The sequence below is a fragment of the Halobacillus faecis genome (assembly GCF_007991335.1).
GTDB classification, from domain to species: domain Bacteria; phylum Bacillota; class Bacilli; order Bacillales; family Halobacillaceae; genus Halobacillus; species Halobacillus faecis.
Genome location: NZ_BJYD01000023.1, coordinates 51,014 through 74,078, shown reverse-complemented (window position 1 = coordinate 74,078; position 23,065 = coordinate 51,014). Strand labels below are relative to the sequence as shown.

Annotated in this window: 23 protein-coding genes and 3 riboswitches; of the genes, 22 read left to right on the top strand and 1 reads right to left on the bottom strand. The window is 42.2% G+C overall.

The genetic code is table 11. From position 1 onward, the window contains the following. The first annotated feature begins 1 nt into the window (after position 1). The 6 genes from HFA01_RS12565 to HFA01_RS12540 all read left to right on the top strand — a co-directional run bounded on the left by HFA01_RS12565 (position 2) and on the right by HFA01_RS12540 (position 4,817). Positions 2-1,177, top strand: coding sequence for an acetyl-CoA C-acetyltransferase (locus tag HFA01_RS12565; protein WP_146816727.1), 1,176 nt, complete (start codon positions 2-4; stop codon positions 1,175-1,177). A gap of 19 nt (positions 1,178-1,196) precedes the next feature. Beyond that, positions 1,197-2,978: an acyl-CoA dehydrogenase FadE gene (locus HFA01_RS12560; RefSeq protein ID WP_146816725.1), complete on the top strand. Its 1,782-nt coding sequence runs from the start codon at positions 1,197-1,199 to the stop codon at positions 2,976-2,978. Positions 2,979-3,198: 220 nt separating this feature from the next. Beyond that, a complete protein-coding gene (locus tag HFA01_RS12555; RefSeq protein WP_146816723.1) occupies positions 3,199-3,558 on the top strand; it encodes an arsenate reductase family protein in 360 nt (119 codons plus the stop codon). Positions 3,559-3,641: 83 nt separating this feature from the next. Next, complete coding sequence (gene gcvH / locus HFA01_RS12550) at positions 3,642-4,025, top strand: glycine cleavage system protein GcvH (protein ID WP_146816721.1); 384 nt, start codon at positions 3,642-3,644, stop codon at positions 4,023-4,025. A 122-nt stretch (positions 4,026-4,147) separates the two neighbouring features. Beyond that, positions 4,148-4,495: a toprim domain-containing protein gene (locus tag HFA01_RS12545; RefSeq protein WP_146816719.1), complete on the top strand. Its 348-nt coding sequence runs from the start codon at positions 4,148-4,150 to the stop codon at positions 4,493-4,495. 4 nt (positions 4,496-4,499) lie between these two features. Continuing rightward, on the top strand, positions 4,500-4,817 hold the full coding sequence (locus HFA01_RS12540) for a thioredoxin family protein (RefSeq protein ID WP_146816717.1): 318 nt from the start codon (positions 4,500-4,502) through the stop codon (positions 4,815-4,817). 136 nt (positions 4,818-4,953) lie between these two features. On the opposite strand, the gene HFA01_RS12535 is transcribed toward HFA01_RS12540, so the two are convergent. Further along, the gene (locus HFA01_RS12535) at positions 4,954-5,376 is read right to left on the bottom strand and encodes a TlpA family protein disulfide reductase (protein WP_371860334.1); all 423 of its coding nucleotides are present in this window, start codon (positions 5,374-5,376) and stop codon (positions 4,954-4,956) included. Positions 5,377-5,466: 90 nt separating this feature from the next. Beyond that, positions 5,467-5,572, top strand: a riboswitch (SAM riboswitch). A 225-nt stretch (positions 5,573-5,797) separates the two neighbouring features. After that, a riboswitch (SAM riboswitch) is annotated at positions 5,798-5,906 on the top strand. An 81-nt stretch (positions 5,907-5,987) separates the two neighbouring features. Here HFA01_RS12535 and HFA01_RS12530 point away from each other — a divergent pair. The 16 genes from HFA01_RS12530 to HFA01_RS12460 all read left to right on the top strand — a co-directional run bounded on the left by HFA01_RS12530 (position 5,988) and on the right by HFA01_RS12460 (position 23,064). Next, positions 5,988-7,013 (top strand): methionine ABC transporter ATP-binding protein, encoded by a 1,026-nt coding sequence (locus tag HFA01_RS12530; protein ID WP_146816712.1) that lies wholly within the window; start codon positions 5,988-5,990, stop codon positions 7,011-7,013. Beyond that, complete coding sequence (locus tag HFA01_RS12525) at positions 7,006-7,674, top strand: methionine ABC transporter permease (protein WP_146816710.1); 669 nt, start codon at positions 7,006-7,008, stop codon at positions 7,672-7,674. The genes HFA01_RS12530 and HFA01_RS12525 overlap by 8 nt, the downstream gene beginning before the upstream one ends. 26 nt (positions 7,675-7,700) lie before the next feature. After that, complete coding sequence (locus HFA01_RS12520; protein WP_146816708.1) at positions 7,701-8,558, top strand: MetQ/NlpA family ABC transporter substrate-binding protein; 858 nt, start codon at positions 7,701-7,703, stop codon at positions 8,556-8,558. Between the two features lie 66 nt (positions 8,559-8,624). Then, positions 8,625-8,990 (top strand): carboxymuconolactone decarboxylase family protein, encoded by a 366-nt coding sequence (locus HFA01_RS12515; protein ID WP_089654166.1) that lies wholly within the window; start codon positions 8,625-8,627, stop codon positions 8,988-8,990. A gap of 196 nt (positions 8,991-9,186) precedes the next feature. After that, a complete protein-coding gene (locus HFA01_RS18925; protein WP_167506230.1) occupies positions 9,187-9,357 on the top strand; it encodes a YuzK family famiily protein in 171 nt (56 codons plus the stop codon). Positions 9,358-9,600: 243 nt separating this feature from the next. Further along, on the top strand, positions 9,601-10,380 hold the full coding sequence (sufC, locus tag HFA01_RS12510) for a Fe-S cluster assembly ATPase SufC (protein ID WP_146816706.1): 780 nt from the start codon (positions 9,601-9,603) through the stop codon (positions 10,378-10,380). A 19-nt stretch (positions 10,381-10,399) separates the two neighbouring features. Then, positions 10,400-11,707 carry a Fe-S cluster assembly protein SufD gene (sufD, locus tag HFA01_RS12505; protein WP_146816704.1) on the top strand — a complete coding sequence of 436 codons (1,308 nt, stop codon included), beginning with the start codon at positions 10,400-10,402 and terminating at the stop codon, positions 11,705-11,707. After that, positions 11,707-12,927 carry a cysteine desulfurase gene (locus tag HFA01_RS12500; protein WP_146816702.1) on the top strand — a complete coding sequence of 407 codons (1,221 nt, stop codon included), beginning with the start codon at positions 11,707-11,709 and terminating at the stop codon, positions 12,925-12,927. Before sufD ends, HFA01_RS12500 begins: the two co-directional genes overlap by 1 nt. Next, complete coding sequence (gene sufU / locus HFA01_RS12495; RefSeq protein WP_146816700.1) at positions 12,917-13,360, top strand: Fe-S cluster assembly sulfur transfer protein SufU; 444 nt, start codon at positions 12,917-12,919, stop codon at positions 13,358-13,360. Before HFA01_RS12500 ends, sufU begins: the two co-directional genes overlap by 11 nt. Before the next feature lie 30 nt (positions 13,361-13,390). Continuing rightward, complete coding sequence (sufB, locus tag HFA01_RS12490) at positions 13,391-14,788, top strand: Fe-S cluster assembly protein SufB (RefSeq protein ID WP_146816698.1); 1,398 nt, start codon at positions 13,391-13,393, stop codon at positions 14,786-14,788. 357 nt (positions 14,789-15,145) lie between these two features. Next, positions 15,146-15,958, top strand: a complete 813-nt coding sequence (locus HFA01_RS12485; RefSeq protein WP_146816696.1) for a sulfite exporter TauE/SafE family protein — start codon at positions 15,146-15,148, stop codon at positions 15,956-15,958. 11 nt (positions 15,959-15,969) lie between these two features. Then, positions 15,970-17,355 carry a bifunctional metallophosphatase/5'-nucleotidase gene (locus HFA01_RS12480; protein WP_167506231.1) on the top strand — a complete coding sequence of 462 codons (1,386 nt, stop codon included), beginning with the start codon at positions 15,970-15,972 and terminating at the stop codon, positions 17,353-17,355. A gap of 50 nt (positions 17,356-17,405) precedes the next feature. Then, the gene (locus HFA01_RS12475) at positions 17,406-18,491 is read left to right on the top strand and encodes an HD-GYP domain-containing protein (RefSeq protein ID WP_146816692.1); all 1,086 of its coding nucleotides are present in this window, start codon (positions 17,406-17,408) and stop codon (positions 18,489-18,491) included. A gap of 50 nt (positions 18,492-18,541) precedes the next feature. Next, positions 18,542-19,312: a sporulation protein YunB gene (gene yunB, locus HFA01_RS12470; protein ID WP_146816690.1), complete on the top strand. Its 771-nt coding sequence runs from the start codon at positions 18,542-18,544 to the stop codon at positions 19,310-19,312. Positions 19,313-19,366: 54 nt separating this feature from the next. Further along, positions 19,367-19,550, top strand: a riboswitch (Lysine riboswitch). A 137-nt stretch (positions 19,551-19,687) separates the two neighbouring features. After that, the gene (locus tag HFA01_RS12465; protein WP_146816688.1) at positions 19,688-21,244 is read left to right on the top strand and encodes a Na+/H+ antiporter NhaC family protein; all 1,557 of its coding nucleotides are present in this window, start codon (positions 19,688-19,690) and stop codon (positions 21,242-21,244) included. Between the two features lie 293 nt (positions 21,245-21,537). After that, positions 21,538-23,064 (top strand): sodium-dependent transporter, encoded by a 1,527-nt coding sequence (locus HFA01_RS12460; RefSeq protein ID WP_146816686.1) that lies wholly within the window; start codon positions 21,538-21,540, stop codon positions 23,062-23,064. Position 23,065: the final 1 nt, after the last annotated feature.

Here is a 23,065-nt window from a genome sequence, read left to right as displayed (position 1 = left end):
CGTGAAAGAAGCAGTTATCGTATCAGGAGCCCGTACACCAGTCGGTCGGGCGAAAAAAGGTTCACTTGCATATACACGGCCCGATGATCTGGCCGCTTTGACAATAAAAGAAACGTTAAAAAGAGCGAACAATTATGAAGGAAATATTGATGATGTCATTATTGGGTGCGCGATGCCGGAAGCAGAACAAGGAATGAACATGGCAAGGAACATCGCAGGCCTTGCCGGACTTCATCATAAAGTGCCAGCGATTACCGTTAACCGTTATTGTTCTTCTGGATTGCAAAGTATCGCTTATGCCGCAGAAAAAATCATGCTCGGCCACAGTGACACCGCCATTGCAGGGGGAGCGGAGTCCATGAGCCTCATCCCTATGGGGGGGCATGTGATTAAGCCGAATATCCAGTTGGTCGAAAACGCTCCTGAGTACTATATGTCGATGGGTCATACCGCTGAAGAAGTGGCGAATCGCTTTGAGATATCCAGAGCCGATCAAGATGCTTTTGCGGTCCAGAGTCACGAGCGTGCAGCTCGAGCGATTCAGGAAGGGAAATTTGAAGATGAGATCGTCCCAGTTGAGGTGACCAACCGTGAGCTGGGGAAAGACAACAAAGTAAAAGAAACGAAAACTCTATTCTCAATGGATGAAGGAGTTCGAGCAGGTACTACGCCTGATGTACTTGGTAAGCTGAAGCCTGCCTTTTCAACAAAAGGTTCTGTAACCGCAGGGAACTCTTCACAAATGAGTGACGGGGCAGCAGCTGTTATGGTGATGGACCGGGAAAAAGCAGAAGCGGAAGGACTTACTCCGCTAGTCAAATTCCGCTCCTTTGCAGTGGCCGGAGTTGAGCCGGAGATCATGGGGGTTGGACCGATTGAAGCCGTACCTAAGGCACTAAGAATGGCCGGTCTTTCTTTATCCGACATTGGACTCTTCGAGTTGAACGAAGCGTTTGCTTCTCAATCCCTTCGAGTCATACGCGAACTTGGATTAGATGAAGATAAAGTAAACGTGAACGGTGGGGCCATTGCTTTAGGGCACCCGTTAGGATGTACAGGAACAAAGCTTACCTTAAGCTTGATCCATGAAATGAAACGCAGAAATGAGCAATTCGGTGTAGTGACGATGTGTATTGGTGGCGGTATGGGAGCCGCAGGAGTATTTGAACTAATTTAACTTGGGGAGGAACAGAAAGATGAGCGATTTAAAAGAGATGATTAAAGGTGGAGGCTTTATTGTTGAAGATTTGACTGCAGAGGATGTTATTACTCCAGAAGACTTCACTGATGAACATTTAATGATTGCCAAAACGGCGGAAGATTTTGTTCTTGGTGAGGTTGTTCCAAAGATCGAAAATCTCGAAAACCATGAGTTCGAGCATTCCGTTGCCCTACTTAAACAGGCAGGTGAGTTGGGATTGCTGGGGGCCGATGTACCAGAAGAATATGGCGGGTTACAGTTAGATAAGATCAGCTCATCACTAATCACTGAAAAGTTTTCTCGTGCGGGAGGCTTTTCCGTTACTCATGGTGCTCACGTTGGGATTGGGTCCCTGCCAATTGTTTTCTTTGGTAATGAAGATCAGAAGCAAAAATATCTTCCATTGCTCTCTACGGGTGAAAAAATTGCAGCTTATGCGCTGACAGAGCCTGGTTCAGGATCTGATGCACTTGGAGCGAAAACGACAGCCAAGTTAAATGAAGCCGGTACTCATTATGTGCTAAATGGTGAAAAACAGTGGATTACGAACTCTGCGTTTGCTGACGTCTTTGTCGTGTACGCGAAGATCGATGGGGATAAGTTTACGGCCTTTATTGTGGAACGTGATTATCCAGGTGTTTCTACAGGTCCCGAAGAGAAGAAAATGGGAATTAAGAGTTCTTCCACTCGTACTTTGATTCTAGAGGATGCTGAAGTACCCATTGAGAATGTTCTTGGAGAAGTTGGCCGAGGCCATGTCATCGCATTTAACATTCTGAATGTCGGGCGTTATAAATTGGCCATTGGGGGAGTAGGTGGATCTAAACGAGCCATTGAACTTTCTGTCAAGTATGCGAAGGAACGCAAGCAGTTCAAGACTCCAATTGCAAGTTTTCCATTAATCCAGGAAAAGATCGGTTCTGTAGCCGCCAACACTTATGCTAATGAAAGCTCCGTATATCGTACGGTAGGTTTATTTGAACAAAGCATGGGTAAATTATCTGACGAAGAGCTGAAAGATGGCGCTGCCGTGGCTAAAGTTATCGCAGAATATGCGATTGAATGCTCACTGAACAAAGTGTTCGGAACAGAGCTCCTTGATTTTGCCGTTGACGAAGCGGTACAAATCCATGGTGGATACGGATTCATGGCTGAATACGAAGTGGAAAGAATGTACCGTGACTCCCGAATCAATAGAATCTTTGAAGGAACGAACGAAATCAACCGTATGATCGTTCCAGGCACACTGTTGAAGAAAGCAATGAAAGGCGAGTTGCCTCTTCTTCAGAAAGCTCAAGCCCTTCAAGAAGAAATCATGATGATGATGCCGGAAGAACCGGGCGTAGAAGTTCTGGAACAGGAAAAATATTTATTGAAAAATGCGAAGAAGATTGGTCTCCTTGCTGCTGGCCTTGCTGCTCAAAAATACGGAGAGAAACTGGAAAATGAACAAGAACTCCTTGTGAATATTGCGGATATGGTAGGCGAGATTTATAACATGGAATCTGCTGTTCTTCGAACTGAAAAAGCGATTAACAAGACAGGTGAAGAGAAGAACAAACAGAAACTTCTTTATACACAAGTGTATGTTCAGGAAGCCTTCAACCGAATTGAAGGGCATGCTAAAGAAACATTGATTGCAGCAGAATCCGGGGATTCTTTAAGAATGATGCTGGGTGCTCTTCGTAAATTGACTCGTCATACACCAACGAATGTCATTCCTAAAAAACGTGAGATTGCTAAAGCATTGATTGAAACCGAAAAATATACAGTCTAACAAATAGGATGAATGTGACCCAGGGCCTGCACTTTCGAAAACGCGAAGGTGCAGGCCTTCGTTTTGCCCCTCTTTTTAAACAATAGGAGAGTCTTCAGGAAAAGGTAGCTATGATGGAAGAGTTTTATGTAAGGATTGTAAAGACAATAATAGAAATAAATGAAATCTTTACCTTCGTTATGATAAAATATTAGACAACAAGAAGAAGGAGGGTGTGTAGATGTCTTTAACCTTCTATTGGTACCCAAATTGCGGAACCTGTAAAAAAGCAAAAAAATGGTTGGATGAGGAAGGGATTGACTACAAATCTGTACATATTGTCAATAACCCCCCTTCAAAAGATCAGTTACAAAGCTTCATTACTACTAGTGATAAGCCAGCAAAAAAATTCTTCAACACTAGTGGGAAAAAGTATAGAGAACTGAACATGAAGGACAAGCTAAAAGAAGCAGAAGAAGCCGAAATGCTTGAGTGGCTTGCATCTGATGGTATGTTGATTAAAAGGCCTATCCTAACTGATGGGGAGAAAACAACGGTAGGGTTTAAGCAAGAAGAGTTTGAGAACGTTTGGTCTCAGTGAGCACATTATTGGGAATAGAAGCATATAGCTTTTATGTTTATATTTGATGTTGAACTATAATTATTATTTTGGAGGTAATGGAAATGAGCGTACCTAAAGATCTGCGTTATTCTGAAGAACACGAATGGGTGAAAGAAGAAGGAGAAAAAGTAAGGGTCGGTATTACTGAATTTGCGCAATCAGAACTTGGGGATATCGTATTCGTAGAACTTCCAGAAGTTGGAGATGAACTGGAAGCGGATGAGCCATTTGGCAGCGTGGAATCTGTAAAGACCGTCTCTGAACTTTATGCTCCTCTCAGTGGTAAGGTTGTAGAAGTAAATGAAGACTTGGAAGACAGTCCAGAGTTTGTTAACGAATCTCCTTACGATAAGGCATGGATGGTTGTCGTTGAACCTAGTGACAACTCTAAAATCAACGACTTGATGACACCGGAAGAATATGAAGCAATGATTGATGAAGACTAAGAATAGTGCATTGGACAGGCAGGGCTTTAAGAAACCTTGTCTGACATGATCACGTTTGATCTTAATCATGTTCAGACCATGCCTGATTGGCATGGTCTGTTTCTATATAGTAGGTGATGAAGATGGATGGAGAACGAATCGTCATTGTTGAAGGAATCACAGATAAAAAGAAGTTGAATAAAGTTCTTGATGAAGAAATTGAAATCATCTGCACCCATGGCACTTTAGGAATTGAGCGGATGGAAGAAATGATTCTTGATCATAACTTAGATGATCGAACCGTGTATATTCTAGTGGATGAAGATGACTCTGGCTATAAATTAAGAAAACAATTGACGGAAGAGCTTCCTCACGCCGAGCATATCTATATAGATAAGGCTTTCAGGGAAGTGGCAGCTACGCCGGAACCTGAATTGGCAAGAGCCTTACTCAGTAGACATTTCAATGTGAAGTCGATTTATTTAATATAGGAGGATGAATGTGGAGGAAATAAAAACAACAGAAGCAAAGAAGCACTTTAACGCTCCACAAACCACCCTCACCTTCGTCCATAGCCCTTTTTGCGGAACTTGTCATTTAGCTCGTCAAATGCTTACAACACTCGAGTCTGTATTTGAAAGAGAAGTCTTTAAGGAAATGAATGCTTCCTTGCACCCGGAATGGATGCAACGATATAAAATTAAAAGTGTTCCATGTCTGCTTGTGACGAGTGGCGGGCAGGTGAAAGAAAAGATTTATGCTTTTCAATCTGTCTCCTATATGTATGAAAAAGTGATTGGTTTTGTTGAATAGTGTATGTATTTCCCAGGAAATGACCAATTCTGTAGAACTTAATCATTTTCTTATTATTTAGGTGTGGAATTTATTCAATAATGGAAAAGACAGCAGTGACCCTGGAATGTCATTGCTGTCTTTTTTGTTTTGAATATCAAACGATTTCTCCTAATTTGCTTACAATATCTAAAAAGGAGGATTGATCACCAAAATTCGCATGAATATCACCTTCCTGATCTATGATGATGGTGGAAGGAACACCATCACAATTATAGAGGTCATAGACATAGCGACCTTTATCAGCAAGGGTAGGCTGGGTTAAAAACTTTTCGGTGAATTCAATGCCTTCCTCTCTATTCCGCTCCCTCCCGGTTACATTAATTGTCAATAATTTTACTTTGTCATGGTCCATTGTTTTGAATAGTTGTTCTTTCATAGGTAAGTCTTTTCCACAATCGGGACACCAGGAAGCCCAAAAGGTCAAGACGATCACTTTCCCTAAATCGTCCTCAAGTTTATAAATGGAAGAGTGGTCGTTAATATAAGGTAATTCAAACAAAGGGGCTTGTTTACTCAAGGTCATTCTCCTTTTATTTAGCGAAGGTTATGGATTGACGCTCATCTATCCCTCATGCTAACATAATTTATAATTTCATATCGACATCTTCACTTATCCAGAGCGGCGGAGGGACTGGCCCGACGATGCCCGGCAACCGGCAGGTACACTGTACGGTGCTAATTCCTGCGAAGTCTTTGACTTTGATAGATGAGAAATGTAAAAACGACGAATCTCTTCTATTTAAAGAAGGGATTTTTTATTTTACCAATGGAATATATAGTAGATGTTTCCTAAGGAAGATGTGTACATTTTATGGATTTGAATGAATTTATTTTTCTGAAGAATCTGTTTATGAGTTGACACAAAATTCTTACGGTGCTAAAATCCTTTTTGTACCACTTAAACGAGTTAAAGCAATAATAATTTAATAAATTAAAATCTCTTATCCAGAGTGGCGGAGGGACTGGCCCGATGATGCCCGGCAACCGGCAAAACTGTTTTGCTCAGGTGCCAAATCCTGCAAAGTATAAAGCTTTGACAGATGAGAGAACAGATTTTTAGGTATGATTATAAACGCCATTCTGTTCTCGAGACAGAGTGGCGTTTTTTTGAAGTGGAGGGAAAACAACATGATTACAATTAAAGGACTATCTAAGATATTCCACACGAAAGATCAGGATGTACGCGCAGTGGATGATTTAAGTCTAAATATCAATAAAGGAGAAATTTATGGAGTCATCGGCTACAGCGGTGCAGGTAAAAGTACATTCATTCGGTTGCTGAATCGCTTGGAAGACCCAACAGAAGGCAGCATTCTAGTAAATGATCAGGAACTTACTTCATTAAGCAAAGGAAAATTAAGATTGGCCAGACAAGAAATCGGGATGATCTTCCAGCATTTCAATTTGCTCTGGTCACGAACCGTTCATGATAATATCGCTTTTCCTTTGGAAATTGCAGGGGTCCCAAAAGCAGAAAGGCAAAAACGTGTCGATGAATTGATTGATTTGGTCGGGTTAAAAGGCCGGGGAGGTTCGTATCCATCCCAATTGAGTGGTGGGCAAAAGCAGAGAGTAGGGATAGCCAGAGCGCTTGCAAACAACCCGAAAGTTCTTTTATGTGATGAGGCCACATCGGCCCTGGACCCTGAAACCACAGATTCCATCCTGGATCTTCTTGTGGATATTAACGAAAAGCTTGGCCTTACAATCGTTCTGATTACACATGAAATGCACGTCATCCGCAAAATTTGTCATCAGGTGGCGGTTATGGAAGAAGGAAAAGTTGTTGAACAAGGGGAAGTATTGGACGTCTTTCTTCATCCTAAAAAACCTGTAACGAAGAAGTTTGTGGATCAAGTGATGGGGGACCCTGAAAAAGAGACGTCCCTGCAGTTAATCAAAGATAATTATCGGTCCGGAGAAATCATACGTCTTCATTTTGTCGGAGAAAGTACAAACCAGGCATTAATCAGTGATCTATCAAGGAAGTTTGAAGTAGACGTCAATATTCTTCATGGAAAGATCACCCAAACACAAAAGGGTGCGTATGGGACAATGTTTGTTCAGTTTGACGGAGATCAAACTGAAGTTCAACGGGCCATTGAATATATTGAGTCAACATCTGTAGAAGTGGAGGTGAATCCACATGTTTAATCAATGGTTCCCGAACGTAAGAATGGAAGACATGATTACAGCTACAAACGAAACCCTGTATATGACGCTGGTTTCTGTCGCTGGGACATTCGTTTTGGGTTTACTTTTGGGTCTGCTCCTTTATTTGACAGGACCCGGGGGTCTTTGGGCAAACAAAACGTTGAATTGGATCACAGCTTCCGTCGTTAACATATTTAGAGCGATTCCCTTTATCATTCTTATATTACTATTGTTCCCGTTTACCGATTTTCTGTTAGGGACCATTCGAGGACCGCAAGCAGCATTACCTGCACTGATTATAGGCGGAGCACCATTTTATGCCCGATTAGTGGAAATTGCTTTGAAAGAAGTGGACAAAGGTGTCGTGGAAGCAGCGAAATCTATGGGAGCTAAGTATTCAACGATTATATTTAAAGTATTACTTCCGGAATCGATGCCAGCTCTGATATCAGGGATTACCGTAACTGCCATCGCATTGATTGGTTACACCGCAGTAGCCGGTGCTATTGGATCTGGTGGTCTCGGCGATTTTGCCTATTTCTACGGGTTCCAACGAAGTAACTTTGATGTTGTATTCATTTGTACCATTTTAATCATATTAATTGTGTTTATATTCCAATTCATCGGAGATGCCATCTCACGTAAATTGGATAAAAGATAAAATAAAGAAAAGGGAGAGAATGAAAAATGAAAAAAATCTGGACGAGTTTAATTGCCGTATTGCTTATCCTTGTTCTCGCAGCTTGCGGGTCCTCTAGTGAGGATGAAAATACATCAGGATCTGAAGGTGAAGAAGGTGGAACAAAAGAGATTAAGGTAGGAGCTACCAGTGTGCCACATGCTGAAGTTCTTGAAGAAGCAAAACCTATGCTTGAAGAAGAAGGAATTACATTAACTATTGAAGAGTATCAGGATTACATTTTACCGAACCAAGACTTAGATGAAGGTCGTATTGACGCAAACTATTTCCAAACGATCCCTTATATGGAGATTCAAGAGGAAGAGAAAGGGTACGACTTTGCAAACCTCGGGGGGATCCACATTGAGCCCATCGGAGTTTATTCTCAAAAGTATGAAAGCCTGGAAGACGTTGAAGAAGGTACAACGCTGGTCATGAGTCGTTCTGTCTCCACACACGGTCGAATCCTTTCTCTCTTAGAGAAAGAGGGACTGATCAAGTTGGATGAAAGTGTTGAAAAAGTAGATGCCACTGTGCAGGATGTTGTAGAAAACCCTAAAAACATTGAATTTGATACAGGAGTAGATGCAGCCAACCTTCCACAAGTTTACCAACGTGAAGAAGATGTGCTTGTAGCGATTAACACGAACTATGCCATTGAAGCGGGACTGTCTCCTAGTGAGGATTCAATTATCCTGGAGGAATCTGATTCTCCTTATGTGAACGTTGTTGCTGCTAATAGTGATGATAAAGACAATGAAGCATTGAATAAACTTGTAGAAGTTCTTCGTTCTGAAGAGATCGTGAACTTCATAAAAGAAGAATATGACGGTGCTGTTGTGCCGGTATCAAGTGATGCTGAATAACGGATAAAATGGGTGGCTGCGGTTTATACTAACCGCAGTCACTTATTTTTATTGGGAGGTTTTCATATGCAGGAGCAAAATATGACGTGGACGCAAACGTATTTACATGATTATAAAGAAGGAATGGGAGCCTTCAGAGAGCACATGCCGGAAGTTTCTCATAAGTTCGATGAATTTACACAAGAATGTTTTAAAGCTGGAGAACTATCTAAAAAAGAAAAGCAATTGATGGCATTAGGAATCAGTATTGTTGCACAGGATGAGTATTGTATGATTTATCACACGAAAGGCTGTGTCGATCAGGGCGCAACAGAAAAGGAAATACTAGAAGCTTGTGGTGTTGCAGCTGCATTTGGAGGGGGAGCGGCTTTAAGTCAGGCCGTAACACTTGTACAGGATGCATACATGGATTTGACAACAACAGTTAATTAATGAAGTTATTAGAAAATTCAAGGAAATCAGATGTATTCTAGACGTTCGGTTGTGGTAAACGCTTACATTGGAGCTGAAGATTTGTTTTGCATGAATTTAAAGTTTCAAGGGGTTTTATTTGGATATAGGATCTATGGTACTTTAAATTATGTAAATAATCTGAAAGGGTTGATTCGTTATTAGTGACGATCTGAAAATGAATTATACTGCTGATATGGAGAAGGCCATGCATCAATCCCATAACATGAGTTATGCGGAATACAGCAGAAAGTTGGATACACGCTTGAAAGTAGAAGAAAAACGCCAACGTGAATTCGAAGAGAGTCAGAAAATGATTGCCCAGGTCGACCGTCAATTGCATAAATAAATCCTTACATTAAACGAAAAAATCAGGTGTGTTTAGTCACCTGATTTTTTCATGTTATAATACACATGAAATATGTAGAAATATGTTCTTTGCATGTCCAGCCCTTCTGGTTTCAGGTAAAGGGAAAAAGTTGATAACAAGCACTAAATGATATAAGATTGTAATGAGAATAAATTGAGAATAGTTCTTTGTTTCCAACTAACTTGGACATTCGATAATAATAGATACTGGAGGTATTCATTTATGGCAGGATCAACTTTAGAAATCAAAGATCTTCACGTAGAAATTGAAGGTCAAGAAATCCTTAAAGGTGTAAATTTAACAATCAACGGTGGGGAATTCCACGCTGTTATGGGACCGAACGGAACTGGTAAATCCACACTGGCTTCCGCAATCATGGGTCATCCTAAATATGAAGTAACAAAAGGTGAAGTATTGCTTGACGGCGAAAACGTTCTTGAAATGGAAGTGGACGAGCGAGCTCAAGCTGGGCTATTCCTTGCGATGCAATATCCTAGCGAAATCAGTGGCGTAACAAATTCTGATTTCCTGCGTTCTTCTGTTAACGCTCACCGTGAAGAAGGCGATGAAATCTCCCTAATGAAATTCATCAAAGAGATGGATGCGAAAATGGATACGCTTGATATGGATAAAAACATGGCACAGCGTTATCTTAACGAAGGTTTCTCCGGCGGTGAGAAAAAACGTAACGAAATCCTACAATTAATGATGATCCAACCAGCCATTGCTATTTTGGATGAAATCGATTCAGGGCTTGATATCGATGCATTGAAGGTTGTTGCTAAAGGAATTAACGAAATGCGCAACGATGCTTTCGGTTGCTTGATCATTACTCACTACCAGCGTCTATTGAACTACATTACTCCTGATAAAGTACACGTTATGATGCAAGGACGTGTTGTTAAATCTGGTGGACCAGAACTTTCCCAGCGTCTTGAAGCGGAAGGCTATGACTGGATTAAACAGGAACTTGGCATCGAAGACGAAACCGTTAACGCGTAATTAAGATAGGAGGGTAACCATGACAGTAGAAGTCTCACTACCATATGACAAAGAGTACATCTCACAATTCTCCCAAGGGCAGAATGAGCCTGAATGGATGAAGAACCTTCGTCTTAGCGCCCTGGAGAAATCGGAATCTTTACCGCTTCCGAAACCGGATAAAACGAATATCTCCAAATGGAACTTCACAGAGTTCGACCATCATGTAACGGGTGATCGTATTGAATCTCTTGATGAACTTCCAGTTGAAATCAAAGATTTTTTAGATGAAGAGAAAGAACAGCAAAACCTGGTCATCCAGCGTAACCATACTGTGGCTTACGGAACCATTGATCAAAAATTGAAAGACCAAGGTGTCATTTTCACAGATATCGGCACAGCACTTAGAGAGCATAGTGAATTGGTAGAGAAGTATTACATGAACGATGCCGTTCACATGGATGAGCACCGTTTGACTGCTCTTCACGCAGCTCTTATGAACGGAGGAATTTTCCTTTACGTTCCAAAGAATGTGCAAATAGAAGATCCTATTCAGGCGATTTTCTGGCAGGAAAATCCAAAGGCTTCCTTGATCAACCACATTTTAGTCGTGGCCGAAGAGAATAGTTCCGTGACATATGTAGAGAACCATATTTCTCACAATAAAGAAGAGAAGACTTCCGCGAACATTGTGACAGAAGTTATCGCTAAAGATGGAGCAAAAGTATCCTTCGGTGCGGTCGACAACTTTGAAGCAGGCACGACAGTTTATGCCAATCGCCGTGGAGTTGCTTATCGTGATTCCGTTATTGAATGGGCGCTTGGACAAATGAACGAAGGCGACACCGTTTCTGAGAACATCACACACTTGATTGGTGACAACTCACACTCCAATGCGAAAACAGTTGCTATTGGACGTGGAAAACAGAAACAAAACTTTACAGCTAACATCACGCACTTCGGAAAAGGCTCTGACGGTTACATTCTTCAACACGGGGTGATGAAGGATAAAGCGTCTGCTATTTTCAACGGAATCGGTAAGATTGAACATGGGGCAAGCAAGTCTAATGCCGAACAGGAATCACGGGTTCTTATGCTGAGCAGTGACGCACGTGGTGACGCGAACCCAATCCTTCTCATTGATGAAGATGATGTAACAGCGGGACACGCCGCTTCGGTTGGACGTGTTGACCCGATTCAATTGTATTACTTGATGAGCCGTGGAATTTCCAAGTTCGAAGCAGAGCGATTAATCATTCACGGATTCCTTGCTCCAGTAGTAAACCAATTGCCTGTTGAAGCTGTTAAACGCCAGTTGAAACAAGTGATTGAAAGGAAAGTATATTAATGGATGTAAAAGCGGTACGCGACGAATTTCCTATTCTACACCAGGAAGTAAATGGACATCCGCTCGTGTATTTGGATTCATCAGCGACTTCTCAGAAACCGATCAAGGTGATCGAGAAGCTTGATGAATACTATCGCGGATACAACTCTAATGTCCATAGAGGTGTTCACACGCTTGGCACAAAAGCGACAGACGAGTATGAAGGCGCGCGTGAAAAAGTAAGACGCTTCATTAATGCGTCCAGTACGCAAGAAGTGATTTTCACACGTGGTACAACGACAGCCATCAATACCGTTGCGGCGAGCTATGGCCGTGCGAACTTGAGTGAAGGTGATGAAGTTGTCATCACTCCAATGGAACACCACAGCAACATTATTCCATGGCAGCAGATTGTTAAGGAAACAGGAGCGACTCTGAAGTATCTTCCATTGCAGTCTGATGGTACAATTCTTTTGGATGACGTGAAGAAGACCGTCACATCCAAAACGAAAATTGTAGCCATCATGCATGTCTCCAATGTTCTCGGCACAATCAATCCGGTGAAAGAGATTGCTCAAATCGCCCATAACCATGGTGCAGTTATGCTTGTTGATGGTGCTCAAAGTGCGCCTCACATGAAAATTGATGTTCAAGACTTGGACGCTGATTTCTATGCGTTTTCAGGACATAAAATGTGCGGTCCGACAGGTATTGGCGTTCTTTATGGTAAAAAGGCGCTTCTTGAGAAAATGGAGCCCGTTGAGTTTGGTGGAGAGATGATTGATTTCGTTAACCTCTATGACTCGACATGGAAGGAGTTGCCTTGGAAGTTTGAGGGTGGTACTCCAATCATTGCTGGTGCTGTCGGACTAGGAGCGGCCATCGATTTCCTTACAGATATCGGTTTGGATGAGATCAAACAACATGAAGAAAAACTTGCCTCTTACGCCATGCAAGAGATGAACAAGGTCGATGGCATGACCATTTATGGTCCTGAACATCGAGCAGGTCTTGTCACTTTCAACTTATCAGATGTCCATCCTCACGATCTTGCAACGGTTTTGGACGCTGAGGGAATTGCTGTACGTGCAGGGCATCACTGTGCACAGCCGTTGATGCGTTGGTTGGAAGTTTCAGCTACGGCAAGGGCAAGCTTTTATTTGTATAATACGGAACAAGAAATTGACAAACTTGTTGCAGGATTAAAAACGACAAAGGAGTATTTCGGCGATGTCTTTTAATAACCTGGATACACTTTATCGTCAAGTCATCATGGATCATTATAAAAATCCGCGCAACCGTGGTTCCATCGAAGGAAACCCTATGACTGTAGATATGAACAATCCTACATGTGGGGATCGCATTCAGCTACAATTGTTGGTCGAAGATGGCATTGTGAAGGATGCTAAGTTCGATGGTGAGGGCTGTTCCATCAGTCTATCCTCAGCCTCCATGATGACACAGGCAATCAAAGGAAAGCCAGTTGACGAAGCACTGAAAATGTCTGAGCTCTTTTCTGACCTCATGCAGGGGAAAGATATCGACGAAGGCGACATAGACCTTGGAGATATTGAAGCCCTACAGGGAGTTTCCAAGTTCCCTGCCCGTATTAAATGTGCGACGCTAGCTTGGAAAGCAATGGAAAAGGGTGTAGATGTAGAGAAGGAAGACTAAGCTTTTCTATACCAAAAGGAGGTATATAACATGGCCAAAAAAGCGCCAGAAGTGGGAGAGTATCAATACGGTTTCCACGAAAAAGATGTTTCGATTTTCCGTACGCAAAAAGGTTTGACGAAAGAAGTCGTTGAACAAATCTCCAACTATAAGGAAGAACCGAAATGGATGCTGGACTTCCGTTTGAAGTCTTTGGAGCAATTCTATAAAATGCCGATGCCTCAGTGGGGCGGCGATCTATCTGAACTAAATTTTGATGACATCACATATTATGTGAAGCCATCTGAACGTTCAGAGCGTTCATGGGATGAAGTACCTGAAGAAATTAAAAACACATTCGACCGTCTTGGAATTCCTGAAGCCGAGCAGAAGTACCTTGCTGGTGTATCCGCTCAGTATGAATCCGAGGTCGTTTATCACAACATGGAAAAAGACCTTGAAGATTTGGGTGTTATTTTCAAGGACACGGACTCTGCGCTTAAAGAGAACGAAGATCTTTTCAAAGAGTACTTCGGTAAAGTTATTCCACCGTCTGATAACAAATTCGCAGCCTTGAACTCTGCGGTTTGGTCCGGAGGTTCCTTCATTTATGTACCGAAAGATACGAAAGTAGAGACGCCTTTGCAAGCATACTTCCGTATCAACTCTGAAAATATGGGTCAATTTGAGCGTACGTTGATCATTGCTGACGAAGGGTCTTCTGTTCACTACGTAGAAGGTTGTACAGCACCAACGTATTCTTCAAGCTCTCTGCATAGTGCCGTTGTAGAAATCTTTGTTAAAGATAACGCTTATTGCCGTTATACAACGATCCAAAACTGGGCGAACAACGTATACAACCTTGTAACAAAACGCGCGGTTGCAGAGTCAAACGCTACGATGGAATGGGTCGATGGAAACCTTGGTTCCAAATTGACGATGAAGTATCCAGCTGTGCTTCTTAAAGGTGAAGGAGCGCGTGGCATGACGCTTTCCATCGCTCTAGCTGGTAAAGGACAGCACCAGGATGCTGGTGCTAAAATGCACCACTTGGCACCGAATACTTCTTCTACGATCGTTTCTAAATCCATCTCTAAACATGGTGGTAAAGTAACGTATCGCGGAATTGTTCAATTCGGTCGTAAAGCTGAAGGTGCTCGTTCCAACGTTGAGTGCGATACGCTCATCATGGATAACGAGTCTACATCAGATACGATTCCTTACAATGAAATCATGAACGAGAACATCTCTCTTGAACACGAAGCGAAAGTTTCTAAAGTGTCTGAAGAGCAGTTGTTCTACTTGATGAGCCGTGGTCTTTCTGAAGAAGAAGCTACAGAAATGATCGTCATGGGCTTCATTGAGCCGTTCACTAAAGAGCTCCCAATGGAGTATGCCGTAGAAATGAACCGCCTGATCAAATTCGAGATGGAAGGTTCCATCGGTTAATAAAAGATATAAAGCCGTGCAGATCTCATCTGCACGGCTTTTTCATCGTGGACTGGTTATTCTATGCTGATTAGTGGTTATTAAGGTATATGGCAAGGTTGAGGAAGACTCAGTTTTGAGATGTTTCCGGGGTTCGTTGCCTTGTTGGGAGTCAGGGGTGGCTGGGAAGCTACTCGCTTTCCGGTGCGGGAGGGGCGAGCTTCTCCCACGGGAGTCTCCCAGCTTCCCAACCACCCCTTTCGATGCAAAAGAGCTTGTTTTTTGGGCGTATTTGATACTCCAATGGAAGCAAGATGTTTTATGAATACAAAACATGATACTATAATATTATCTATTAAGAGTTAAGGAAGATTCGATATGTTTTTGATTATGTTTGTAATCGGTTTAATTACAGCGGTGGTCGGCAGTGTGGCAGGCCTTGGGGGAGGCGTTATTTTAGTTCCTGTTCTCCTGTTCTTAGGTGATCATTTTGCTTCCTTCGATTGGGTTAACCCACAGGCAATCGTAGGGATTTCTTTGGTTGTGATGATTTTTACAGGGATGTCTTCAGCCATCTCGTACATGAAGCATAACCGTGTGGATAGAGGTATTGGATTAATTTTTTTGTATGGCAGCATTCCAGGAGGTATTCTAGGTTCCTGGCTGAATCAATTCTTTGAAACGGATGGTTTCTCTCTATTCTTCGGAATTGTTATGATTGCAGTTTCTTTGCTATTCTTCATTCCAAGAAGACCACCAGGTGATTCCTTATTCAAAACAGGGAAGTTAAGAGAGAAAGCAGTGGACGGGAAAGTTTATAAGTATCGGATGCCTTTTTGGGTTGGTTTTATTTTATCGTTTTGCGTAGGAATGTTATCTGGTTTATTAGGCATAGGTGGAGGTTCTTTGATGGTTCCAGCTATGATTTTACTATTGAACATCCCCCCTCATATCGCGACAGCGACTTCTATGTTTATGATTTTCTTTGCCAGCATAACAAGCTCTGCGACGCATGTTCTTTTGGGACATGTGGACTGGAGTCACACACTCTGGTTTATTCCAGGAGCTTATGTAGGAGGAACGCTCGGGGCATGGGTCAACCGCCGGCTTGATGGACAAGTAGTAGAAAGATTCCTGAGAGGGCTGCTCATATTGATTGGGATACGTTTAATATGGCAAGGTTTAGGGTGAGGAGACTGATGATGAAGGAAAAATTATACTTTTACTATACAAGCGATCTGCACAGTCACTTTGAAAATTGGCCACAAATTGTCGGTTATTTTAATGAGCAGAAAAAGAAACACGACAAAAAAGGCGAAGAGTACTGGCTCTTTGATAATGGAGACCATGTCGATCGTTTCCATCCGATTGCGGAAGGCTTGATGGGAAAAGGCAATGTTGAACTATTGAATGACGCCGGGTATGATGTGGCAACGATCGGGAATAATGAAGGCATTACTTTAGCGAGTGAAGATCTTCATTCCTTATACGATCAGGCGACATTTCGTGTCGTTTGTGCCAATTTGGATTGTAAGAGCTCCTCTTCACCTGCTTGGTTAAAGCCCTACCACATTCTTGAGTCTAAATATGGCACCAAAATCGGCGTATTAGGTCTGACTGCACCATTTCAAGCGTTCTACCAGCAGCTTGGGTGGGATGTGCTTTCCCCATTTGATGTATTGGATGGGATCATTGAAGAGATGAGAAATCAAACCGATATCATCATCTTACTTTCACACCTTGGTATAAATGAAGACGAAGAAATTGCAAGACGTTATTCAGACATTGATATTATTATCGGGGGACACACGCACCATCTTTTCAAGAATGGGGAATATATTGACGGGGCCTTATTGACTGCAGCAGGTAAACACGGGACGCATCTCGGGGAAGTTGCTGTGGAATGGAACATTGATACTCGCCATCTGGAAAAGAAAGAGGCCTATGCGGTACCAACGGAACAACTGAAGAAAGATGATGGAGTAACAAAAAAAGTGAAAGAGATACGTTCTAAAGCCGTTCATGAACTAGGCACTCCCGTGACTTATCTCAGGGAACCTCTGCACATTGCATGGTTTCAAGACACTCCGCTTATGAACCGCTTGACTGAACAATTACGCTTATGGACATCGGCGGATATAGCGATGCTAAATGCAGGTGTGCTCCTCGACCATTTATCCGCTGGTGAAATTACTTATGAGGATATCCATCGCATATGTCCGCACCCGATGAACCCCTGTCTGGTACAACTGAGAGGGGATGAGCTGATGGAAGTGATAAGGGCGGCTCATACTAAAGAATTAACGGAAATCAGATTAAAAGGTTTTGGCTTCAGAGGCGAAGTGATCGGTAAGATGGTTTTTGCAGGTATTGATATAGAAGTGGGAACGGATGAAGATGGATGTGAACATGTGCAGCATGTCACCTTTGATGGTGAACCCATTGATTATGAGAGGATCTATCAATTTGCTACCGCTGATACATTTACGTTTGGCCGATTCTTTCCTGAAATCGCTTATGCTAAGTCTAAGAAATATTTTATGCCGGAATTATTGCGAGATCTTTTATCCGAAGCGTTAAAGTCATAGCATCTAGAGCTACCCTCATAGGTAGCTCTCTTAATCGTTAGGAGCTTATTATGAGAGTTGTTGCAACTAGCTCTTTAGTACCAGGGGCTGTATTAGCTAAAACCATTTATAATGAAAGTGGTCGAGCGCTTCTCCAAAATGGGATCGCTTTTACCCCACGGATCATTGAAAGGTTAAAAAGTTTTGATATTACTTATGTGTATGTTGAAGATGGACGAACCTCAGATATCATCGCAAACTCTCCTCTTTCTGAAAAGACACGAATGCATGCGATTCATTTTATTAAGCAGTCTTTTTCGACCATTCACCAGTCTGTTTTATCTAACCACCGCTATGTTTTAGAGGAAACAGGCCAAGAAATGCATGGGATTGTAAGTTCTCTCATTAAAGAATTACAAAATCATGGAGAAGTCATGTCTCTGTTGTCGGATGTTTTTACTCATGATGATTATATCTTTACCCACTCTTTAAACGTTACGATGTACGCTCTTGCTTTAGGGAAAGAACTGAACCTCCCATCTTCGAAAATGGAGGCACTTGGACTCGGGGCTATCCTTCATGACGTAGGGAAAGTGAACGTACCACGAGAGGTCCTTTTGAAACCAGGGAAATTAACAGAAGAAGAATTTAAATGTATTCAAACCCATACCGAATCCGGATTTGAAATTCTGCGTCAGTCATCCAACATTCCTCTTTTAGCGGCTCATTGCGCTTATCAACATCACGAGAGGCTTGATGGATCAGGGTATCCGCGAGGAATTAAGAGTGAGGATATCCATCTATTTGGAAAGATTCTTGCTATTGCTGATGTATTTGATGCTGTGACAAGTAATCGTGTATATCGAGACGCTATGCTGCCTCATGGAGGCTTAGAAATCCTGTATTCTGGATCAGGTTCTTTATTTGATCAAAGCCTGGTAGAAGCTTTTAGGCGTTGTATTGCCGTTTATCCGAACGGCTTATCTGTTCAACTGGACGATGGCCGTGAAGCAATCGTCGTTAAACAGAACCCAAATTTGTGTGATCGTCCTATAGTAAGGGAAATAAAAGGAGACGGTACAACCGGGCGAGACATCGACTTGTCTAAAGAATTGAATATCATGATTTCGAATTGTCATCTGACATCGGCAAGTTAATGCTTAAACCCTTCTTTTCTTTCATATAGATAGATGAGGAGGGTTGTTCTATGCCAAAAAAGAGTGCGACTACTGGTTCCACGATCGGAAAAAGGATTGTGCTTAGTCTACTGTTTTTCGCCCTTTTCACAGCGTTAAGCCTTTGGTTCATCAACCGAGGTGTAACTCCGGCGCTCGTTGAAATTGCTGAAACGAAAGCTCAACAGTTGGCTAGGGATGCCATTAATGAAGCCGTCAGTAAAACGATCGCAGAAGATCTGCAATTTAATGACCTTGTGAATATGGAAAAAGATAACCAAGGAAACATCGTTTATATGGGGTGGAACTCTGTTGTTGTTAACCGGGCACTTCGTGATACGACCATAAGAGTTCAAAACTTCTTAAAAAGGATGGAGCTTGGCGAGCTTCCTATGGAAGATACGTCTTTAGAGCCGAATATTGATCCCGATCGTACACAGGAAGAACTAGGAGAACAGCCGGCCACTCTAATTGAACTTCCTATCGGGGTAGCGACGAACAACAGTTTACTTGCGAACCTTGGGCCAAAAGTTCCTGTTCAACTTAGAGTAATTGGAGACGTTCAATCGGAAGTCGATATTAAGATGACCGAGTATGGGATTAATGCGGCTCTGTTTGAATTGACCATTCATTTTGAAGTGAATGTCCGGATTGTTATTCCGTTTTCTACAGAAACGACTGTCGTTACGAATAATATTCCAATTGATCAAGCCACCATCCTTGGTAAGGTACCTAATTTTTATGGTGGAATGGGTGGAGAAGGAGATCCATCATTTTCCTATCCAATGGACCCCTTGCAATAAATGCTTGGAATTGTTAAACTTACTGAGAATTGAATATGCGTGACCTTATCAGATCGGTGAGGTAGAGGTGCAAACACCATCAGTAATCAATTGGAGCGAGACAAGCGACGATGATTGATGGAAGGGGATGTTTGCCGAAGTGTTTTGTAGTTCGTCAAGCTATAAGACGCTGGTGTATATCTGAACAAGAGATACACTGTCATGCATGCTTTTGGGTGCATGGGGCGCTACTGATCGAAATGGAGGATAATCAAATTGCCACTTACAAAGGCAATGGTAGGTTATTTTCTATCATTGTCTTTTTTTATTCCTCATTTTTTCATCCGCAGTAGCCTTCCATTCCCGTTACATCAAGATTTTCGGAGGGGAAACACTATGGAAGGAACCATCTATTCTTTAATTCCAGCAGTATTAATGTTAATCCTTGTTCTGCTGACAAGGAAAGTCATCCTATCCTTAGGGATTGGGATCATCGTAGGAGCGTTCTTGCTCACACAAATGGATATTGGCGGAGGAGTATCGTTAATCTGGTCGATTTTCGCAAGCATCTTCGTCAGTGAAGGCGCACCAAATATGGGCAACATTTATTTGTTATCATTTTTATTCCTACTAGGAATCACCACTGCCTTCATGACAGCTTCTGGAGGAAGCCGCGCTTTTGGTCGCTGGGCTGTCGAACGTATTCGTACTAGAAAAGGAGCAACACTTGTTCCGGCTCTTCTTGGAATCATCATTTTCATTGATGACTACTTCAATGCGCTAGCCGTAGGACAAGTAGCGCGTCCAGTAACCGATCGATACAAAGTATCCCGGGCGAAATTGGCGTATTATATCGACTCCACTTCGGCTCCGATTACTGTCATTTCACCCATTTCCAGCTGGGGAGCTTATATTATCGGAACAATCGGTAGTATCCTCGCTGCTAATGAAATCACACAATACCAAGCTTTTGAAGCATTTGTGTTAATGATTCCGGCAAACTTTTATGTATTTGCAGCGTTATTACTCGTATTTCTAACGATTTATTTGAGGTTGGACCTTGGTCCGATGAAAGTTCATGAAAAACGAGCCCTTGAAACAGGAGAATTGAACAACCCTGAAAAAGGGGATGTTCCTGGTGATTTGAATGATGAATTCAAAGAGCATAACCACGGCAAGATCTCTCATCTGATTTGGCCGATTGTAGCTCTTGTCGTCGGAACTGTTTTAACAATGATCATTACAGGAATGCGAAACACAGAAGGCGATGTTGATCTTCTATCCATCTTTGCCAACACAAATGTAAACATCTCGTTGTTCACAGGTGGAGTCGTTTCTGTTGTGATTGCCCTTGTACTGTATATCAGTCAACCCAAGCCTAAATCAGGAATTCCTCTTGTCTTTGGTCAAGGGATGAAAGCTATGTTACCAGCGATTTATATCCTGGTTTTCGCCTGGATGATCGGTGACATTATAGGCCAGCTTCAAACCGGTGAATATTTAGCCCAGCAGTTCACACAAGCAGATATCAACCTTGCTTATCTGCCTTTGATTATTTTCCTGCTGTCTGGTTTCATGGCTTTATCTACAGGTACATCTTGGGGAACATTCGGGATTATGCTTCCAATTGCAGGAGAAATCGCAGCAGTATCCGATCCTACACTGATTTTACCGGCGCTTTCAGCGGTACTCGCTGGGTCAGTCTTTGGTGACCACTGTTCACCGATATCCGATACGACAATTCTCTCCTCGACAGGGGCAGGATCGAACCATATCGACCACGTACTCACACAGCTTCCTTATGCGCTTATTGCTGCAGTAGCTGCTTCGATCGGTTATGTCATCTTAGGTCTATCTGGCGGTGTTTGGCTGCCGTTGCTCCTGACGTTAATCATTGTTGCCGTTATTGCGGTTATCATTCACAAGTTTAATCATAGCCAACCAACGGAGTAAAAGGAAAAAAATGTAGTAAAAGAGAGTATGGACCGTTCAATGTCCATGCTCTCTTTTTATTTCCATTCCACCTATTCAAAAAAGTATTTGCGCAGGGCCTGCTTTTTAAAAGTCCATACATATATTAGGTGGTTCATTTTTTATAGGCCTTTCCGCTCACCTTCCAATTTCTGAAAATTTTAAAATTATTTTGACAAGCTGTGTATTGCTAGTTATAATTTAAAGCAGAATAATCAGAAAAATAAAAATTTAAAAACATCTTTAAAGGTGTTTAACTCAGGGAGGTCTTTCGCATGGAAAATCGTGCACAATGGGGAACACGAGCCGGTTTTATACTGGCTGCTGTAGGTTCAGCCATCGGTTTAGGTAACATTTGGCGTTTCCCAGCAGTAGCTTATGAAAATGGTGGTGGGGCATTTTTTATTCCTTATTTATTTGCTTTGTTAACAGCAGGTATTCCGCTACTTGTCATGGAATTCACTATCGGTCACAAATTTAGAGGATCAGCACCACTTTCATTCTTCAGAATGAATCGTAAAACAGAATGGCTTGGCTGGTGGGCAGTCCTTGTATCCTTTGTTATCTCGACATATTATGCTGTCATTATTGCCTGGGCAATTTCATACAGTATCTTCGCATTCAACCTTTCTTGGGGTGATGACACAGAAGGCTTTTTGTTTAGTGATTATTTGCAATTATCCGTAGATCCTGGTCAGACAGGAAGCCTTGTACCTGGTGTTCTTATTCCGCTTCTTATCGTTTGGTTGATTACCCTAGGCGTACTCTTTAAAGGAGTCAAAAAGGGTATTGAAGCGGCAAATAAAATCTTTATCCCGACATTGATTGTCCTTTTCATGATTATTGTCATCAGGGCGATCACTCTTCCGGGGGCGGCAGAAGGTCTTCAGACATTCTTTGCTCCAGATTTTAGTGCTATTACCGATAGTTCTGTATGGGTAGCCGCTTATGGACAAATTTTCTTCAGTTTATCCATCGCCTTTGCGATTATGATTACGTACTCCAGTTACCTGCCGAAGAAATCGGACTTAACGAACAATGCTTTCATTGCTGGCTTTGGTAACTCAAGTTTCGAATTACTTGCTGGTATCGGTGTTTTCGGAGCTTTAGGATTCATGGCTTCTCAAAGTGGCGTTCCAGTTAACGAAGTCGTAAGTGGTGGCGTGGGACTTGCGTTTGTCGTGTTCCCACAAATCATTAATGAGTTTCCAGCATTGAATGGATTATTTGGTTTCTTATTCTTTGCATCATTAGTACTTGCCGGACTATCCTCGTTAATTTCAATTTCTGAAACTTATGTAGCTGCCTTGAGTGAAAAATTTGGAATATCAAGGAAAGCTGCTGTAGGACTTGGGGGAGGATTAGCTGCCGTCATTTCCCTGCTTTTCGCAACACAAGGTGGACTCTATCTCCTAGATGCCGCTGATTACTTCATTAACCAGTTCGGAGTGGCTTTCGTTGGACTTGTAGAAGTTCTTGTCATAGCATGGTTCTTACGTAATCTTAATGATTTTCAGGCTCATGCTAACGGTATTTCTGATATCCATCTTGGAGGATGGTGGAAGATTTGCCTTGGTGTAATCACGCCAATCGTCCTTGGATTTATGATGTTTGATCTATTCAAGACGAACCTTCTTCAACAATTCGATACAGAAACAGGGAACTATGCAGGATATACAGATGGTTTCATTTTATTCGGGGGTTGGTTTGTAGCAGCATTTGCCATTGTAGCCGGCTTCTTGATGACATTGAAACGCTGGGATTCAAAGGCCGTTGAAGAAGTCAAGAAGGAGGTAAGCTAAT

Excerpts from the sequence above, each read along its gene's own strand:
- HFA01_RS12560 (WP_146816725.1), top strand. The coding sequence starts at position 1,197 with ATGAGCGATTTAAAAGAGATGATTAAAGGTGGAGGCTTTATTGTTGAA.
- HFA01_RS12555 (WP_146816723.1), top strand. The coding sequence starts at position 3,199 with ATGTCTTTAACCTTCTATTGGTACCCAAATTGCGGAACCTGTAAAAAA.
- gcvH (WP_146816721.1), top strand. The coding sequence starts at position 3,642 with ATGAGCGTACCTAAAGATCTGCGTTATTCTGAAGAACACGAATGGGTG.
- HFA01_RS12545 (WP_146816719.1), top strand. The coding sequence starts at position 4,148 with ATGGATGGAGAACGAATCGTCATTGTTGAAGGAATCACAGATAAAAAG.
- HFA01_RS12540 (WP_146816717.1), top strand. The coding sequence starts at position 4,500 with ATGAATGTGGAGGAAATAAAAACAACAGAAGCAAAGAAGCACTTTAAC.
- HFA01_RS12530 (WP_146816712.1), top strand. The coding sequence starts at position 5,988 with ATGATTACAATTAAAGGACTATCTAAGATATTCCACACGAAAGATCAG.
- HFA01_RS12525 (WP_146816710.1), top strand. The coding sequence starts at position 7,006 with ATGTTTAATCAATGGTTCCCGAACGTAAGAATGGAAGACATGATTACA.
- HFA01_RS12520 (WP_146816708.1), top strand. The coding sequence starts at position 7,701 with ATGAAAAAAATCTGGACGAGTTTAATTGCCGTATTGCTTATCCTTGTT.
- HFA01_RS12515 (WP_089654166.1), top strand. The coding sequence starts at position 8,625 with ATGCAGGAGCAAAATATGACGTGGACGCAAACGTATTTACATGATTAT.
- HFA01_RS18925 (WP_167506230.1), top strand. The coding sequence starts at position 9,187 with ATGAATTATACTGCTGATATGGAGAAGGCCATGCATCAATCCCATAAC.
- sufC (WP_146816706.1), top strand. The coding sequence starts at position 9,601 with ATGGCAGGATCAACTTTAGAAATCAAAGATCTTCACGTAGAAATTGAA.
- sufD (WP_146816704.1), top strand. The coding sequence starts at position 10,400 with ATGACAGTAGAAGTCTCACTACCATATGACAAAGAGTACATCTCACAA.
- HFA01_RS12500 (WP_146816702.1), top strand. The coding sequence starts at position 11,707 with ATGGATGTAAAAGCGGTACGCGACGAATTTCCTATTCTACACCAGGAA.
- sufU (WP_146816700.1), top strand. The coding sequence starts at position 12,917 with ATGTCTTTTAATAACCTGGATACACTTTATCGTCAAGTCATCATGGAT.
- sufB (WP_146816698.1), top strand. The coding sequence starts at position 13,391 with ATGGCCAAAAAAGCGCCAGAAGTGGGAGAGTATCAATACGGTTTCCAC.
- HFA01_RS12485 (WP_146816696.1), top strand. The coding sequence starts at position 15,146 with ATGTTTTTGATTATGTTTGTAATCGGTTTAATTACAGCGGTGGTCGGC.
- HFA01_RS12480 (WP_167506231.1), top strand. The coding sequence starts at position 15,970 with ATGAAGGAAAAATTATACTTTTACTATACAAGCGATCTGCACAGTCAC.
- HFA01_RS12475 (WP_146816692.1), top strand. The coding sequence starts at position 17,406 with ATGAGAGTTGTTGCAACTAGCTCTTTAGTACCAGGGGCTGTATTAGCT.
- yunB (WP_146816690.1), top strand. The coding sequence starts at position 18,542 with ATGCCAAAAAAGAGTGCGACTACTGGTTCCACGATCGGAAAAAGGATT.
- HFA01_RS12465 (WP_146816688.1), top strand. The coding sequence starts at position 19,688 with ATGGAAGGAACCATCTATTCTTTAATTCCAGCAGTATTAATGTTAATC.
- HFA01_RS12460 (WP_146816686.1), top strand. The coding sequence starts at position 21,538 with ATGGAAAATCGTGCACAATGGGGAACACGAGCCGGTTTTATACTGGCT.